The sequence below is a fragment of the Mumia sp. ZJ430 genome (assembly GCF_011751845.1).
Lineage (GTDB): Bacteria > Actinomycetota > Actinomycetes > Propionibacteriales > Nocardioidaceae > Mumia.
Map to the genome: position 1 here is coordinate 1 of NZ_JAAHFK010000001.1, position 15316 is coordinate 15316.

Sequence of the window (15316 nt, forward strand, 5' to 3'; positions counted from 1 at the left end):
CTCGCGGATGACCGTGCGGCGCACCAGACGGTCCTCCTCCATCCAGTGCCACGTACGCACCTTCTGCTGACCATCACGACTCAGCTGGATCAGCTCGTACAGATAGTTCCCCGGCTTCAACAGCTCGTTGTACGTCCACGTCAACAAGATCGTCAGCTCATCGGACTGGTGCATGTGCCCCTCGATCCGATCGGTCGAGAAGAACACATCCTTCCCCTTCAGGATCCCAGGAAACTCCACCGCCTCCTGACGACCATCAGGCCACGTGTACGTGTTGATCTGCTTGATGTCACACGAACCGTCCTCCGGCACCCACATCCGCAGATGCGACGCATGACGATCAACCTCGTTGCCATCGGGATCCAGGTGGACGTACTCGCCCTCCCACTCACCAAGGTGACGGTCGAGAATCGGAAAATCCTTGTCCCAGGCGCTCATGCCGGGTTCCTTCCTGTCATGGTGCTGCTACTGATGTCGCCGAGAAGCTCGTCGAGCCGCAGGCATGCCGCGGCTCGGCCCTCGGGGCGCCCGCGGAGCGCGGGTGATTCGTGGGAGCAGTCGTCGACCGCGACGGGGCAGCGGGTGTGGAACCTGCACCCCGTCGGGACGTCGATCGCAGAGGGGACCTCCCCCGTCAGGCCGCCGCTGGAGAGGCGACCGACGACCAGCTCGGTCGGTGCGGCGTCGAGCAGCGCGCGGGAGTAGGGGTGCTCGGGCGCGGTGAAGACCTTCTCGATGGGGCCGCTCTCGACCACCTCGCCGAGGTACATGACCGCCACGTCGTCCGCCACGTGCCGGGCGATGTCCAGCTCGTGGGTGATCAGCACATAGGTCAGGTCGAGCTCGACCCGCAGGTCGGCGAGCAGGTTGACGATCGTGGCCTTCACGCTGACGTCGAGGCTCGCGGTGGGCTCGTCGAGCACGAGCACGTCCGGGCCGGTGGCGAGCGCCCGTGCGATCGTGACGCGCTGGAGCTCGCCGCCGCTGAGGTCGCGCGGCCGTCGGGACAGGTAGTCCGTCGGCAGACCGACCATCGCGAGCAGCTCGGTGCAGCGCTGGTTCACCGCCGCGCGATCCGACACTCCCCCGTGCAGCCGGACCGGCTGCGCCAGGATGTGCCGGACGCTTCGGGCGCGGTTGAGCGCCGACCACGGGTTCTGCGACACCAGCTGCACACGTCGCCGTGCCGCCAGGTCGTTGCGGGTCACGGGCACGACGTCGTGCCCGCCGATGCGGACGCGTCCCGACGTCGGCTCCACGAGCCCGACCAGCGCCTTCGCGATCGTGGACTTCCCGCACCCGGACTCGCCGACCAGCGCGAGCGCGCCGCCCTTCTTCACCTGGAGGTCGACCCCGTCGACCGCGTGGACGACCTCCACCTCTGCGCCGCGGGCCCGCTGGCCGGACAGCCGGTAGTGCTTGACGAGACCCTCGACCTCGACGAACGGCGCCGTCTGCGCGCTCATTCCGTACCTCCCGGATGATGGCAGCGCACCGTCGCCGCGGCCGACTCCACCGGAAGGGGGTCGACCTCGCGGCAGACGTGGTCCGCACGCGCGCAACGCGGCGCGAAGGGGCAGCCCGGGAGCGCGTGAGCGCCGCTCACCGAACCAGGGATCGGGTTCAACCGGGCGCCGGCCGGACGGTTGCTCGGCATCGCCGCCAGCAGCGCCTGCGTGTACGGATGCTGAGGGTTGTCGAACAGGTCCTGTGTCCGGGCGACCTCGACCAGACGGCCTCCGTACATGACCCCGACCCGGTCGCACACCTGCGCCACGACGCCGAGGTCGTGGGTGACGAGCACGACGGTGTTCCCGAGGCGCTCCCGCAGGTCGACCATCAGCCGCAGCACCTGCGCCTGCACCGTCGCGTCCAGGGTGGTGGTGGGCTCGTCGGCGAGGACGAGGCCCGGCTCCCTGGCGAGGATGGCGACCGCGATCAGCATCCGCTGCAGCTGACCGCCCGAGAACTGGAACGGGTAGTCGCCGAGCCGCCGCTTCAGCCCGCCCAGCCCGACGTCGGTCAGCAGCTCGTGCATCCGCTCGTCGTCGACCTCCCCGCCGGTGAGCCGGCGCAGCTGGGCTGCGACCGGCGTCACCGGCGAGAGGGAGGTCATCGGACGTTGGGGGACGAGCCCGATCTCGCGGCCGCGCAGCTTGCGCAGCCGTCCCTCGGACATGCCGAGCAGGTCCGTCCCGTTGAGCTCCAGACGGTCGGCGGTGACCCCGGTCCCGTGGGGAAGCAGGCGCATCAGGGCGGTGAGCAGTGTGCTCTTGCCCGAACCCGACTCCCCCACGAGGCCGAAGATCTCACCGCGGGCGACGTCGAACGACGCGTCCCGCACCGCCCGGAGCTGACCACCGGCGAGCCGGTAGGTGACGTTCAGCCCCTCGACCCGCAGCAGCGGGGTGGTCTCGCTGTCTTCGGCGAGGGCGTCACCAGGACGCGCGACGGTGGTGTTCATGCTCACTCCAGCCGCTGCAGCGATGCCACGTCGAGGCGACCGAGCGCGAGCTGCTCCGGGTCGAGCTCGCTCACGTCGTTGCGCTGGGCGACGATCAGCTTCGGGTAGACCGGCGGGATCGCGACCGCGTCCTCGGCGAGGATCGTGTTGGCCTGGCGCGTGAGATCACCACGCTCCTTGGCGTCGGTGGTCGTCCACGCCTCGTTGAGCAGCTTGTCGAGCTGGTCGTTGGCGTACCCGAAGTTCATCGGGTTGGTGGAGGCGTACGAGGTGAACAGCGGGAACGCGCTGTCGCCCGCGCTGACACCGGTGACGAAGGTCGTCATCGACAGCTGGTAGTCACCCTGCATCCACTTGGTCGCCCAGGTGCCTGCGTCGGTGCTCTCGATCTTGACGCGGATGCCGGCCTTCTCCCAGCCCTGCGCCAGCGCCTCCGCCATCTTCACGGTCGACTCCGAGGAGCTGCTGATGGACAGCGTGAAGTCGATCCCGTCCGCGTGCCCGGCCTCGGCGAGCAGCTCCTTGGCCTTGTCGACGTCCGGCGTGGTCGGGTAGAGGTCCAGGTCCTTGTCGTACGCCTCGAGCGCCGGTCCGGCCGGTCCCTGGGCGGTGTCCGCCGTGCCGGCGTAGACCAGCTCGGAGACGCCGTCACGATCCATCGAGTACGCGAGCGCCTGCCGCACCCGCTCGTCGTCGAACGGCGCCTTCTTGAGGTTGAAGAAGGTGAGGATGGAGATCGGGGCATCGACCACGTCGACCGACAGCGAGTCGTCCTTCTCCACGACGCCGACGTTGCTGGCGGGCACGTCGGTCATCACGTCGATCTTGCCCTCGCGCAGGTTGACCAGTCGGGTCCCGGCGTCGGGGACCGCGCGGAACTCGAGGGTGTCCGCACCCTCGAACTCCTCGCGATACGCCTCGTTGCGGGCGAGGGTGACCGACTGACCCTGCGTCACCTTGTCGATGACGTACGGGCCGGTGCCAATCGTCGTGTCGTTCTTCTCCAGCGTGGAGCTGTGGATGATCGGCAGGTTGTTCAGGTGCGAGCGGAGGACGCCGTACGGCTGGGCGAGCGAGATCTCGACCGTCTTGTCGTCCTTCGCCTTCGCCCCCTTCACGAAGTACGCGAAGTAGCTGGTCCAGTCGGTGTACGCCTTCGGGTCGGAGACCTTGTTGATCACCGCGGCGACGTGGTCCGCGGTCAGCGGGTCGCCGTTCGAAAACGTGACGCCCTCGGCCAGCGTGACGGTCCAGGTCAGACCGTCGGCGGAGATCACCGGCTCGGCGGCCGCGAGCTGCGGCACCGAGGTGCCCTTGTCGTCGTACGTGTAGAGCGTCTCGGCGATAGGCGCCGTCACCCACGCGAGGGGGTTGGTCGTGGCCACGAGGGGGTTGAGGTAGTCGGAGATCGACGGCATGCCGACCACCACGGTGCCGCCGTCGACGGGCTTGCCGGCCACGGCATCGCCGGAGCCGGAGCTGCAGCTGCAGAGCGCGAGGGCGACGGCGGTGGCGCCGACGACCCCGACTGCGCGACGGCGCAGCGGGCGCGAGGAGAGGGACTTCATGAGAGCTCCTGGGGGATGGAGGGGAGGGTGTGGGGGGAACAGGGGTTCATCGACGGCCACCGAGAAGCCGCTCGACCTCGTCACCGAGCAGATTGATCCCGATCGTGACGAACAGGATCGCCAGGCCCGGTACGACCGAGAGCCACCAGCCGCCGATCATCAGCGAGCTGGTCGCGTCCGAGAGCAGGTTGCCCAGGCTCGCCTCGGGGGGCTGGATTCCGAGACCGAGGAAGCTGAGTGCGCTCTCGGAGAAGATCGCGATCCCGACCCAGAGGAAGGCCTGCACCAGGACGGGCGGCGCGACGTTGGGCAGCAGCTCCCCGAGGAGGATGTGGCGGCGCGAGACACCGACGACACGCAGGGCGTCGACGTACTCCTCCTGGACCTCGACGAGCGTCGCCGCGCGGGTGACGCGGGCGAAGAACGGGAGGAAGGACACGGCGAGGAGCAGCACGACCTTGGCCTCGGGCGCGAGCGTGAGCGGGCCGATCTCGCTGGATCCGGTCCCTGTCATGCCGACCACGAAGAGGGCGAGGACGAACACGGGCAGCGCCTGGAGGGCTTCCATGACCCGCATCAGGAGGTCGTCCACCCACGTGCCGCCGCGGTAGCCGGCGAGCAACCCGATCGGGACCGCCACCACGAGCCCCGCGACGACCGAGCACACCGCCACGATGAGCGAGAGCCGTGCACCCACCGCCGTACGGGCGAACAGGTCGCGCCCCAGGTCGTCGGTGCCGAACCAGTGCGCAGCGCTCGGGGGCTCCAGCGGGCCGCCGGTGCGCTCGTTCGGCGGCAGCGAGATCAGCGGGCCGACGAGCGCGAGCAGGCAGAAGACGAGGACGAGGACGAAGCCGACCCAGCCGAGCGCGCTCATCTGAGGAAGGCGCAGCCTGATCCGCCGGCGGCTGACGCGGGTGGGCATGGTGGTCGCACTCATCGAGCCGTGCCTCCGAGGAACTGGGCGCGGATGCGCGGGTCGATCGCGAAGTAGAGCAGGTCGACGACCAGCGTGGCGATGAGGAAGGCACCCGCCGTCCAGACCGTCGCGGCGATCGCGACGGGGTAGTCGTGCGCGAGGAAGGAGCTCACGACGAGCTGGCCGACCCCCGGCACGTTGAAGACGTTCTCGACGAGGACCGCACCACCGATGAATGTCCCGAGCATCATGCCGACGACGGTGACGGTGGGGATCACGGCGTTGCGGAGCGCGAGCCGCGAGAGCAGCGTGCGCTCGCGCAGTCCCATCGCGCGTCCGAACCTGACGTGATCGGCGTCGAGCGCCTCGATCATGGACGCGCGCAGCGTACGGGCGATGACGGCCGACGCGGCGAGGCCCAGCGTGAAGGCGGGGAGCACCATCGACTGGAGATGGAGTCCGGCCCCCTCACCCCACGTCGCCCAACCCGAGCTCGGGAGCACCCCGGGCAGGTAGAGGCCGAAGATGAGGACGAGCACGAGGCCGAGCCAGAAGCTGGGCACGGAGAGGGCGATCACGCTGCCGACCCGGACGATCGCGTCGAGGGAGCCTCCGCGGCGCGCGCCGGCCAGGGCGCCGAGCAGCATGCCGATCGCGGTCCAGATCACGAAGGCGGTCAGACCCAGCTCCAGCGTCACCAGCATCCGGTCACCGAGGAGCTCGGAGACCGGCGTCTGCGTCGTCAGCGACTCGCCGAGGTCGAACGTGACGATGTTGCCGACGAACGTGAGGTACTGAGCCCACAGCGGGCGGTCGAGGCCGAGCTGTTCGAGCACCGCAGCCCGCTTCTCCGGGGTGGGGTTGTTGCCGAGGTACGCGGTTTCCGGGCCGCCGGGCGCGGCATGCAGCATGAGGAAGACGAGGGTCAGGACGAGGAAGAGAACGATCACGGCACCGCCCATACGCCGCATCAGGTACGACAACATTCGGCCTCCTCTCTCACGGTTTTGTTCCGCTGTCTGAAATACTGTTTCGGTAACACTAAGGTCGGCGGGACCGGTTCGGAATAAAGTCAGACAAAAGCGGGGCGCCTCCCGCCGGGGCCGCCGAAGACGACGCACGCGCCCCCGGGACGACCGCCGTGTGCGGCCGACTCGAGGGCGCGTGAACGTTGCTGTCGGTATGGCGGCGAACAGCTCCGCGGTCGGCTAACCGACGACGGTCTCGCCGGTGGTGAGGGACTTCGCGACGACGATCCGAAGGATGTCGTTCGTGCCCTCGCCGATGCTCATGAGGATCGCGTCGCGGTAGAGCCGCTCGACCTCGAACTCGGTGGAGTAGCCGTAGCCGCCATGGACCTTCATGGCGTCGATCGCAGCCTGGAGGGCGACCTCGGAGCAGAAGATCTTGGCCATCCCGGTGGCGCCGTCGGCGCGCCCGTTGCGGACGGCGTCGGCGGCCCAGTACGCCATGAGGCGGGCAGCCTGGACCTGGGTGCCGAGCTCGCCGAGCTTGAGCTGGATCGCCTGGAACTCGGAGATCGGCTTGCCGAAGGCGTGCCGCTGCTGCGCGTAGGCGAGGGCTTCGTCGTGGGCGCGTTGGGCGATGCCGACCGAGCGCGCCGCGATGTTGACCCGGCCCCACTCCAGCGCCGACAGGACCTGCTGCATGCCGCGACCCTCGATGCCGCCGACGAGCTGGCTCACCGGCACGTGGACGTCGTCGAGCAGGATCTCGCAGGACTCCGTGCCCTTGTAGCCGAGCTTGGGGATGTCCTTGGTGACGGTGAAGCCGGGGGTGTCGGCCTCGATGAGCAGCACGCTCATGCCCTTGTGCGCCGGCGTCGCGGTCGGGTCGGTCTTGACCAGTACCGGGAGCGGGTCGGCGTATCGGGCGTTGGTGATCCACATCTTCGCGCCGTTGACCACGTAGTACGGCTCGCTGCCGTCGTCGGGGGTGACCAGGCGGGCGGTGGTGCGGATGCCCTGCAGGTCCGTGCCGGCATCGGGCTCGGTCAGCCCGATGCCGGAGCGACGCTTCCCGGTCGCGAGGTCGGGTAGGTACTTCTCCTTCTGCGCGTCGGTGGCGTGCATCGCGATCAGCCGGCACGCCAGGGAGTGGCTGCCGAGGATGCCGGCGATGCCCATCCAGCCGCGCGCGATCTCCTCGAACACCAGCGCGAAGGAGACGGGGTCCAGGTCGAGGCCGCCGTACTGCTCAGGGACCGTGATGCCGAACAGGCCCATGTCGGCCATCCCGGCGACGATCTCGGTCGGGTACCGGCCGGACTGCTCCCAGTCGCGGGCCACCGGAACGATCTCGTTGTCGACGAACTGCCGCAGCAGCGCCTTGAACTCGCGCTGGTCCTCGTCGAGCTCGAACTTCATCGGGTCTCCTCGGTCGGGATGGTGGGGGCGCCGCCCTCGGTCACGAAGCGGGCAAGGGCACGGCCGTCGGGAAGGTCGGTCCAGGCGACGGTGACCGCGTCCCCGAGGGCCCACGACTCGGGATCGTCGTGGCCGTCGAGGCGCGTGAGCACGAGTGGCCCCTCGGCCAGCCGCACCCGCGCGAGCACGTACGGCACCGGGACGTCCGGGCGCGGGGCACGGTGGACGACGGTGAAGGTGTCGACGCTGCCGGCACCTGAGGTGTCGACCTGGGCGAGCGCGTCGGTGCCGCCGCACCCGGTGCACAGCGCACGCGGCGGGTGCTGATGGTGGCCGCAGGTCCCGCACCGCTGGACGGTGAGGCGGTGCTCGCGCGTGGCGTCCCAGTAGGCCGCGGTGACCTCGTCCGCGGGCGGGACGTCACCGGGGACCCAGCTGCTCGGCGTGGTCATCGATCGCCTCCCAGGACGACGGTGGCGTGGGTGGACAGGATGCCGCCGGTGCCGTGCGCGACCGCGATCTCGGCGTCCGGCACCTGCCGTTCACCGCACTCGCCGCGCAACTGGCGGACGGCCTCGACGAGCAGCAGGACTCCGTACTGGCCCGGGTGGCAGTACGACAGCCCGCCACCGCTGGTGTTCAGCGGGAGCGAGCCGCCGGGACGGATCGTGCCGTCGGCGATGAAGTCGAGCACCTCGCCCGGGCCGCAGAAGCCGAGCGCCTCGACCGACAGCGCCGCGGTGATCGTGAACGAGTCGTACACCTCGAGCACGTCGACGTCGGCAGCGGTGATCCCCGCGCGGGCGAACGCGTCCGCGCCTGCTCCGGCGGCACCGGGACGAGTGAGGTCGTCGACCGCGGTGAACGACGTGTTGGTGGTGCGCTCGCCGTAGCCGAGCACCTGCACCGGCTTCTGGCGAAGGTCGCGGGCACGCTCCAGCGAGGTCAGCACCACCGCGCCGCCGCCGTCGGTGACCAAGCAGCAGTCCGCGGCGGTCAGCGGCGAGGAGATCATCGTGGAACCGACGACGTCGTCGACGGTGAGCGAGCCCTTGCCGTAGCGGAACGCCTTCGGGTTGAGCAGTGCCCACTCGCGGGCGGCGACCGCGATCTCGGCGAGCTGCTCACGGGTCTTGCCGTAGCGGTCGAGGTACTGCCGGGCGGCCATCGCGTAGTACGACAGCGGATAGAGGATGTCGTACGGCTCCTCGAACTGCGCCTCAGGGATCCACGGCTCGTGGACGCCGCCGAGCTTGCGCGAGCGCGCCGAGCGTTGGTTGGACGCGAACGAGATCACCACGACCTCGCACTGCCCGGCCTCGATCGCCTGGGCTGCGCGGGCGACGAACATCTCGAAGGCCGATCCGCCGGCGAACGTCGAGTCCGTCCACGTCGGCACGATCCCGAGGTAGTCGGCCAGCTGCGTGGCGGAGAACCGCGAGATCCCGGTGGTCGCGATCCCGTCCACGTCGAACAGGCTCAGGCCGGCGTCAGCGAGCGCGCGCGTGACCGCCTGGGTCTGGAGGCCGAGGATCGACAGGTCGGTCACCCCGAGGTCGGACTCGGCGGCACCGACGATCGCGACCCCGCTCACGGGCGCCCGGTCCCGTCGGTGCGGCCGAGCAGCACCCGAGCCGAGGCGGGCTTGACCGCATACCGGTCGTCGGCGCCGCCGACCCCGAGGATGGTGACCGTCATCGTCACGTCGACCGTCGGTGCGGTCGGGTCTGCGTCGTCGACCGCGACGACCTCGCCCTCACAACGGATCGTCTCGCCGGCGAACATCAGGTTGCGGAACGAGAAGTCGAGCGTCTGGACGAAGCAGTCCGGTCCGAGCCCGTCCTGCAGCATCTCGACCAGGTACGCACCGAAGACCTGACCGTCGACGATCGGACCCGGCAGGCCCTTGGCCGCCGCGTACTCGGGGTCGTAGTGAAGGCGGTGCCAGTCCCAGGTGGCGCCGGCGTACGCGACCATGTCGGTCAGCGTGATCGTGCGCTCCAGCGGGGCGATCGCGTCGCCCACCGCCGGCCGATCCGGACTCGCGCTCACGCTGCGCCTCCCAACGAGATGAAGATGAGCGTCTCCTCGTTCTCGGCCAGGAACTCGCCGTCCTGGTTCGTGTACGTCGCACGCGAGCCGACGACCAGCATGTCAGCGCCCGCGCGGTTGGTCTTCTCGGTCGCGTCGGTGATCTCCCACGTGGCGGTGACGACGTCGTCGGGACGGATCCGGCGCCCGAACACATACCGGTTGCCACCGCGCACCTGCCGCGTCCCCGGGAGCTCCAACCCCCACGTGTGCCCGGCGTAGCCCTCGGCGTCGGCGGGCAGCGCGGCGTACTGGTTGGTCTCGCACACCAGGGTCGGCGGGAGGGTCACTCCCGCCAATCCGTGGCTTCGCGCGAACTCGGGATCGGAGTACAAAGGGTTGTCGTCTCCGATCGCGAGCCCGAAGTAGCGGCCGGCCGCAGCCCCGAAGGCCTCAGGCGCCGTGTAGACGCGCCGGGTCCCGACCAGCGCGCGGATCTCGTCGGTGAGCAGACCCACGTCAGGCCTCCTCGCCGTCGTGCGCCTCGGGGTAGAGCGCGGTCGGGAACACCTCGAGCAGGAACTCCGGACGCAGCAGCCCCTGGCAGATCGCCCCGGTCGAGGACGGCCACGGCGGGGAGAGGAGCCGCTCGCGCACACCCGCGACCGCACGGTAGTCGCCCAACGCGGACTCGACGCAGTACTCCGTCGTCTCCAGCAGGTCGGTCGGTCCGAGCCCGGCGTGGGCGAGGAGCTCGAGGATGGCCCCGTACGTGACCTCCGCCTGCGCGCCGATGTCGCCCGGGTGGAGCGCCTCCTGCGTCTTCATGTCCAGCGCGGCGAACCCCGACATGAACAGCGTGCGTCCCGCCCGCACGCCCGGCGCGTAGGTGAGGGTGTCGTAGCGGTCCCAGCCCGGGTTCACCAGCTCCAGCGGGTGGCGCGACGCCGTGACGTCGATCGCCACCAGCTGGCCGTCCTGGTGCAGCCGGCTCATCAGGATGCCGCCGGCGCCGGGGTAGACGCCCGCGCCTCCCAGCAGCTCCTTGCGGACCCGGTGCGTCGACCGGTAGACGTCACGCGTCTCCGGCGTCGAATAGTCGAAGGTCGTGACGGCGTTGTCGAGCGAGAGCCCGACCCCGCGGAGCAGGCCGTCCGCCTTCTCCAGGCAGTAGCGGTACTGAGCGGCGAAGTCGCCAGGCGCAACGAGGTCGCCGTGCTCGTCGACCGGCACCACGGTCGGCAGGTAGACGGTGCCGTCGTGGCCCTCGGTGATGCTCGACGCCTGCCAGGTGCCGGCCTCACGCGCCTCGCTCGCGACCCGCAGCTGCTCGCCGCCGCCCTTGACCGCGTGCAACTCGACCTCGAGCCACGCCGCGCGTCGGACCAACCGCTCCACCACGACCGTCCGCACGGTCGCGTGCTCGCCCAGCAGCTCGCGCCGCACCCCGGCCGCCGTCTCGTACTCGGGCAGACCGGCGATCGTCACGTTCTCGCTCACCCGCGTGACGTCGGCCGGACCGAAGCCGGCCGCGTCGAGGATCGCGAGGCACTTCTCGTACGCGATCCGCGCCTGCTGCTCCATCGTGCCCTGGACGGTCATCTTGCCGACGGCGGGATCGTGCCGGGCCGAGGTGTGACCCGAGGTCCACGCGGCATCCCCTTCGCTGAGTCCCAGACAGAAGGTGAAGCCCTCGTACGGGAACCAGGGGAAGTGCTCGGGTCGGATAGCGGACAGGGTCATGGGGCGCCCTCCTCGGACGATGCGGGTACGGCGGCCGTCTCGGCCGCCAGGGAAAGCAGTGTGGAGAAGTCAGGCGCCTGCGGCAGCGCTTGCACGGCAGCAGCGAGGCGCTCGGCGCCCGGGCCGACGTTGCCCTCGAGCTTGGCGAACAACGCCTCGTCACTGAGCGGGGCGGAGCCGCCCCCGGGGCTGCGGTCGACGTGACCGGCGACCGTACGGCCGTCGGCGAGGGTGAGGACGACGTCGCCGGCGGCGTCCGCCGCGACCCCGTCGCCCGGTGTGAGGTCCCAGGTGACGCGCGCCGCGAGTCCGGTGATGTCGGCACGGTCCAGGTTGTCGGGGTCGTACGTGTCGGTGCCGACGCGGCCATCGAGGAGCATCACGGCCACGCTCCACGGCAGGCTGAACTTCGCCGCGTACGGGCTTGCCGGGCGGGTGAGGTCTCGGTCGGGAGCGCACACGACCGAGGCCGAGTCGGGGTGGACGCCCGCCCGTACGGCGACGATCTCGTCCACGCTCGCCCCTGCCCGCGCGAGCGCGTCCTGCGCGGCCGCCATCGTGGCGTGCGCGAGCTGGCAGGTCGGCCAGGGCTTGATCCCGATCTGGGTCGTCTCCCACCGCTCCCCCAGCGCGTCGACGATCGACGACGGTGTCGCGACGCCTTCGCTCAGGGCGTCGAAGACGCCGTCCGGGCCGTCGAAGACGGTCTCGGGGCCGGTCGCGCCGGCGGCTGCCAGCCGTGCCGCGAGGATGCCGGCCTGCGAGGCGAGGCCGGGGTGGAGCTGCTTGGTGCTGGCCCCCGTCGCGAGGAAGGCCAGCAGCCCTCCCGCCTGACTGCCGGCGATGCCCAGCGCGTGGCACGTGGTCGTCGCGTCCAGGCCCATGAGCCGGGAGGCCACCGCCGCGGAGGAGAACACGCCGGCGACCATCGTCGCGTGCAGCCCGCGCCGGTGGAACCCGTGCGGGGCCGCCGCGGCGACGCGGCAGGCGACCTCGTAGCCGACGATCGCGGCGTCGAGCACCGCGCGACCGGTGGCGCCGCGCTCCTCGCCGACGGCGAGCGCCGCCGGGAGGACGACGGCCGTGGCGTGCACGAGCCCGCCTGCGTGGGTGTCGTCGAAGTCGAGGGCGTGGACGAGCGTCCCGTCCGCGAGCGCCGCCGCCGGAGCGGACACCCGCGTCGACGTCCCGAGGATGGTCGCCTCGGGCGGCCCGCCCAGCCCGCGAGCCACCTCGACGGCAGGACGCGCCGCGCCGGTGCGCGCGGCCGCGATCGCGTTGCCGAGACCGTCGAGGAGGTGGCGCAGCGCCGCCGCGTCAACCTCGGCGGGCGCGTCTAGCGGCGCGACCACCCAGCGGGCCAGCTCGGGGGCGATCATCAGTCGGTCCCGGGGGCGCCGAACGCGCCCGCGGCGGCCAGCTCGGCGACCTTGTCGGCCGACAGACCGAGCAGGCCGCCGACCACGTCGTCGAAGTGCTCGTTGCGCTGCGGCGCCCGGACGTAGTCGGGGATCTCCGAGCCCACGCGCACGGGCGACGACAGCTGGGTCACGGTGCCGTAGCGCGGGTGCTCGGTCTCGACCAGCAGGTTGCGCGCCACGGTGTGCGGCTCCTTCAGTGCCGCCGCCACGTCGTTGATCGGCCCGCACGGGATGGACGCCGCGTAGCACTCGCCGAGCCACTCGTCGATCGTGCGAGTCTTGAAGATCTCCTCGAGCGCCCCGACCACCTCGTCCTTGTGCTGCTGGCGCAGCGCGAACGTCGCGTACGGCGACCCCTCCTCGGCCCAGTCGGGGTGGCCGACGACGACCGCGAGACGGGCCCAGAACTTCTCCTTGGCGCAGCCCACGACGAACCAGCCGTCGGAGGCCTCGAACGCCTGGAACGGCACCAGCGACGGGTGCGCCGAGTGGCGCGTCCGCACCGGCTCGAAGCCCGCGTTGAGGTGCCACGTGGCCGGATAGGTGAGCATCGACATCGCCGTGTCGTACAGGCTGACGTCGCAGTCCATGCCGACACCGTCACGGCGAGCCGCGTGCAGACCGACCATCATCGACAGCGCGGCGACGTAGCCACCGGAGAAGTCGACGAGCGACAGGCCTGACTTCGTCGGTGGGCCGTCGGGCTCACCGGTCAGGTCCATCCAGCCGGCCAGACCCTGCAGCACGTAGTCGTAGCCGGGCTCCTTCTGGCGGGGACCGGTCATGCCGAATCCGGTCAGCGAGCAGCAGACGATCGCCGGGTTGAGGTGCTTGAGCTGGTCGTACGTGATGCCGATCTTTTCCGGCACGTCGCCGCGCAGGTTGGAGTAGACGACGTCGGCGACCTTCACCAGCTCCTCGAAGACCTCCCGCCCGGCGGGCGTGGAGATGTCGAGCGACAGCGAGCGCTTGTTGCGGTTGAAGGTCTCGAAGAAGAGCGAGTCCTCCTCCTCGGCGTACGGCGGGACGTAGCGGCCGACGTCGCCGCCGACCCGCGGGTCCTCGATCTTGATGACCTCGGCGCCGAGGTCGGCGAGGTGGACGCTGCCGAAGGGGCCGGCGCCGTACTGCTCGAGCGAGATGATCCTGACGTCCTGCAGCGGCTTCACGAACGACCTCCGGTGATGTGCGCGATGAGTTCGATGATCCGGTCCTGGGCCGCACGGGTCTCCGCCGCCGCGATGCCGTGGGTCGGCGGGCTGAGCTTGACCGCGTCGGCGAGCCCGTCGTACGCGTGGATCCGCTCGGCGACCCGCTCGACGTCACCGGTGAGGGTCAGCGCGTCGACCATCTGGTCATCGACCGCGTCGGCCAGGTAGTCGGCGCCCTTGCCGGAGCGGAAGGCGTCGATCACCTGCTGCTGCTCGTCGGCGAGCCCATGGAAGGCGAAGAAGTCGGCGTACGTCCGCACGCTCGCGTAGAACCCGACGAGTCCCGCCACCCGCCGCGTCGCGACCTGGTGGTCGGGGTCGACCGAGCAGCAGGCCGACACGACGAGCTCGATGTCCTTGCGCGTGCGTCCCTCGACCGCGTCGATCCCGGCCTCGATCTCGGGCAGGATGCGCTCGGCGAGGTAGGACGGGGAGCACAGCTCGTGGCTGATCCACCCGTCGCCGATCCGGCCGGCAAGGCGGGTCATCGCCGGACCCATGGCCGCGAGATAGATGGGGATGTCCGGGCGCACGATCGGGTACGGGCGCTCGTAGCCGCGGATCCGCATCGGCTCCCACTCGCCCTCGAGGTCGATCGGCTCCCCGGTCGTCGCGGTCGCCCAGAAGTGGCGGATGTTGCGGACGGTCTCGCGGAGGTGACCCACCGGCTTGCCCCAGCGGGCGTGGTGCCAGTCCTCGTTGAGCCGCTGCACGCCCGTGCCGAGCCCGAGGACGAACCGTCCTCCCGACAGCTCGTCGAGGTCGAGCGCCTCGAGCGCGGTGACCATCGGGCTGCGGGTGAACGCCAGCGCGATCGCCGTGCCGATCTGGGCCGTCTCGGTCGCTGCGGCGATCGCGGCCGCGCTCACGGTCGCCGAGCGGTGCAGCTCGGGGACCCACAGTGCCTCTGCCCCAGCCTGCTCGGCCCGCCGCGCAGCATCGGCCAGCTCGTCGAGGGTCTCGCCCCACGGGGCGTACGTGATCCGCATCCGACTCACGCGCCGGCGAACGGCGTGTTGTCGGTCAGCGCGACCTTGCCCTCAGGGAAGACCCCTTCGAGCTGCTCGACGCCGCGCCGGTAGACGTAGAACGTCCGCTTGAACGAGCAGACCTCGTCGCCGTCCTGGTTCACCGTCCGCGTCTTCACCGTGACGATCCCGGCGTGCGGCCGCGAGGCCGACTCGCGCTTCTCCAGGACGAGCGACTCGCTGTAGAGCGTGTCACCGGCGAAGACGGGGTGCGTCATCCGGATCTCGTCCCAGCCCAGGTTGGCGAATGCGTTCTGAGTGATGTCGGTGACGCTCTGCCCCACGGCGATCGCGACCGTCAGCGTCGAGACCACCAGGGGCTTGCCGAACTCCGACTTCTTCGCGTACTCGGAGTTGAAGTGCATCTGGTTCGTGTTCATCGTCATCAACGAGAACGAGATGTTGTCGTGCTCGGTCACCGTCCGCCCCAGCGGGTGCTGGTAGACGTCTCCGATCTCGAAGTCCTCGAAGAATCGTCCGGTCCAACCCGTCTTCACGCCCACGGCGCACTCCCTTCAACGTCTGCCTTCGCGCCTCACTGTAA

16 protein-coding genes are annotated in these 15316 nt (G+C 70.4%); all 16 read right to left on the reverse strand.

All coding sequences use genetic code 11. The features are described from left to right. Positions 1 to 438 (reverse strand): DUF3598 family protein (locus HCT63_RS00005; RefSeq protein ID WP_167000417.1); only part of this gene is annotated, 438 nt, incomplete at its 3' end. After that, positions 435 to 1466, reverse strand: a complete 1032-nt coding sequence (locus HCT63_RS00010; protein ID WP_167000419.1) for an ABC transporter ATP-binding protein — start codon at positions 1464 to 1466, stop codon at positions 435 to 437. The genes HCT63_RS00010 and HCT63_RS00005, both read right to left, overlap by 4 nt. Beyond that, complete coding sequence (locus HCT63_RS00015; RefSeq protein WP_167000420.1) at positions 1463 to 2464, reverse strand: ABC transporter ATP-binding protein; 1002 nt, start codon at positions 2462 to 2464, stop codon at positions 1463 to 1465. Before HCT63_RS00015 ends, HCT63_RS00010 begins: the two co-directional genes overlap by 4 nt. Before the next feature lie 2 nt (positions 2465 to 2466). Beyond that, the gene (locus HCT63_RS00020) at positions 2467 to 4032 is read right to left on the reverse strand and encodes an ABC transporter substrate-binding protein (protein ID WP_167000421.1); all 1566 of its coding nucleotides are present in this window, start codon (positions 4030 to 4032) and stop codon (positions 2467 to 2469) included. A gap of 46 nt (positions 4033 to 4078) precedes the next feature. Then, on the reverse strand, positions 4079 to 4972 hold the full coding sequence (locus tag HCT63_RS00025) for an ABC transporter permease (protein ID WP_167000422.1): 894 nt from the start codon (positions 4970 to 4972) through the stop codon (positions 4079 to 4081). Further along, entirely contained in the window at positions 4969 to 5937 is a 969-nt protein-coding gene (locus HCT63_RS00030; protein ID WP_167000423.1) for an ABC transporter permease, read from the reverse strand. Before HCT63_RS00030 ends, HCT63_RS00025 begins: the two co-directional genes overlap by 4 nt. Positions 5938 to 6159: 222 nt before the next feature. Next, complete coding sequence (locus tag HCT63_RS00035; protein WP_167000424.1) at positions 6160 to 7338, reverse strand: acyl-CoA dehydrogenase family protein; 1179 nt, start codon at positions 7336 to 7338, stop codon at positions 6160 to 6162. Beyond that, positions 7335 to 7790: an OB-fold domain-containing protein gene (locus HCT63_RS00040; protein ID WP_167000425.1), complete on the reverse strand. Its 456-nt coding sequence runs from the start codon at positions 7788 to 7790 to the stop codon at positions 7335 to 7337. Before HCT63_RS00040 ends, HCT63_RS00035 begins: the two co-directional genes overlap by 4 nt. After that, positions 7787 to 8932: an acetyl-CoA acetyltransferase gene (locus HCT63_RS00045; RefSeq protein ID WP_167000426.1), complete on the reverse strand. Its 1146-nt coding sequence runs from the start codon at positions 8930 to 8932 to the stop codon at positions 7787 to 7789. The genes HCT63_RS00040 and HCT63_RS00045 overlap by 4 nt, the downstream gene beginning before the upstream one ends. Continuing rightward, the gene (locus tag HCT63_RS00050) at positions 8929 to 9390 is read right to left on the reverse strand and encodes a MaoC/PaaZ C-terminal domain-containing protein (protein WP_243842811.1); all 462 of its coding nucleotides are present in this window, start codon (positions 9388 to 9390) and stop codon (positions 8929 to 8931) included. The genes HCT63_RS00045 and HCT63_RS00050 overlap by 4 nt, the downstream gene beginning before the upstream one ends. Then, complete coding sequence (locus tag HCT63_RS00055) at positions 9387 to 9887, reverse strand: MaoC family dehydratase N-terminal domain-containing protein (protein ID WP_167000427.1); 501 nt, start codon at positions 9885 to 9887, stop codon at positions 9387 to 9389. Before HCT63_RS00055 ends, HCT63_RS00050 begins: the two co-directional genes overlap by 4 nt. A 1-nt stretch (position 9888) precedes the next feature. Continuing rightward, positions 9889 to 11112 carry a RidA family protein gene (locus tag HCT63_RS00060; RefSeq protein WP_167000428.1) on the reverse strand — a complete coding sequence of 408 codons (1224 nt, stop codon included), beginning with the start codon at positions 11110 to 11112 and terminating at the stop codon, positions 9889 to 9891. Further along, positions 11109 to 12491: an MmgE/PrpD family protein gene (locus HCT63_RS00065; protein ID WP_167000429.1), complete on the reverse strand. Its 1383-nt coding sequence runs from the start codon at positions 12489 to 12491 to the stop codon at positions 11109 to 11111. The genes HCT63_RS00060 and HCT63_RS00065 overlap by 4 nt, the downstream gene beginning before the upstream one ends. After that, a complete protein-coding gene (locus HCT63_RS00070) occupies positions 12491 to 13702 on the reverse strand; it encodes a CoA transferase (protein ID WP_167000430.1) in 1212 nt (403 codons plus the stop codon). Before HCT63_RS00070 ends, HCT63_RS00065 begins: the two co-directional genes overlap by 1 nt. Then, entirely contained in the window at positions 13699 to 14733 is a 1035-nt protein-coding gene (locus HCT63_RS00075) for an LLM class flavin-dependent oxidoreductase (protein ID WP_167000431.1), read from the reverse strand. Before HCT63_RS00075 ends, HCT63_RS00070 begins: the two co-directional genes overlap by 4 nt. A gap of 5 nt (positions 14734 to 14738) precedes the next feature. Beyond that, complete coding sequence (locus HCT63_RS00080) at positions 14739 to 15275, reverse strand: MaoC family dehydratase (RefSeq protein WP_167000432.1); 537 nt, start codon at positions 15273 to 15275, stop codon at positions 14739 to 14741. Positions 15276 to 15316: the final 41 nt, after the last annotated feature.

Coding starts and splice junctions, on each gene's coding strand:
- HCT63_RS00030 (WP_167000423.1), bottom strand. CDS start 5,937: ATGTTGTCGTACCTGATGCGGCGTATGGGCGGTGCCGTGATCGTTCTC.
- HCT63_RS00025 (WP_167000422.1), bottom strand. CDS start 4,972: ATGAGTGCGACCACCATGCCCACCCGCGTCAGCCGCCGGCGGATCAGG.
- HCT63_RS00015 (WP_167000420.1), bottom strand. CDS start 2,464: ATGAACACCACCGTCGCGCGTCCTGGTGACGCCCTCGCCGAAGACAGC.
- HCT63_RS00060 (WP_167000428.1), bottom strand. CDS start 11,112: ATGACCCTGTCCGCTATCCGACCCGAGCACTTCCCCTGGTTCCCGTAC.
- HCT63_RS00065 (WP_167000429.1), bottom strand. CDS start 12,491: ATGATCGCCCCCGAGCTGGCCCGCTGGGTGGTCGCGCCGCTAGACGCG.
- HCT63_RS00020 (WP_167000421.1), bottom strand. CDS start 4,032: ATGAAGTCCCTCTCCTCGCGCCCGCTGCGCCGTCGCGCAGTCGGGGTC.
- HCT63_RS00075 (WP_167000431.1), bottom strand. CDS start 14,733: ATGCGGATCACGTACGCCCCGTGGGGCGAGACCCTCGACGAGCTGGCC.
- HCT63_RS00035 (WP_167000424.1), bottom strand. CDS start 7,338: ATGAAGTTCGAGCTCGACGAGGACCAGCGCGAGTTCAAGGCGCTGCTG.
- HCT63_RS00040 (WP_167000425.1), bottom strand. CDS start 7,790: ATGACCACGCCGAGCAGCTGGGTCCCCGGTGACGTCCCGCCCGCGGAC.
- HCT63_RS00010 (WP_167000419.1), bottom strand. CDS start 1,466: ATGAGCGCGCAGACGGCGCCGTTCGTCGAGGTCGAGGGTCTCGTCAAG.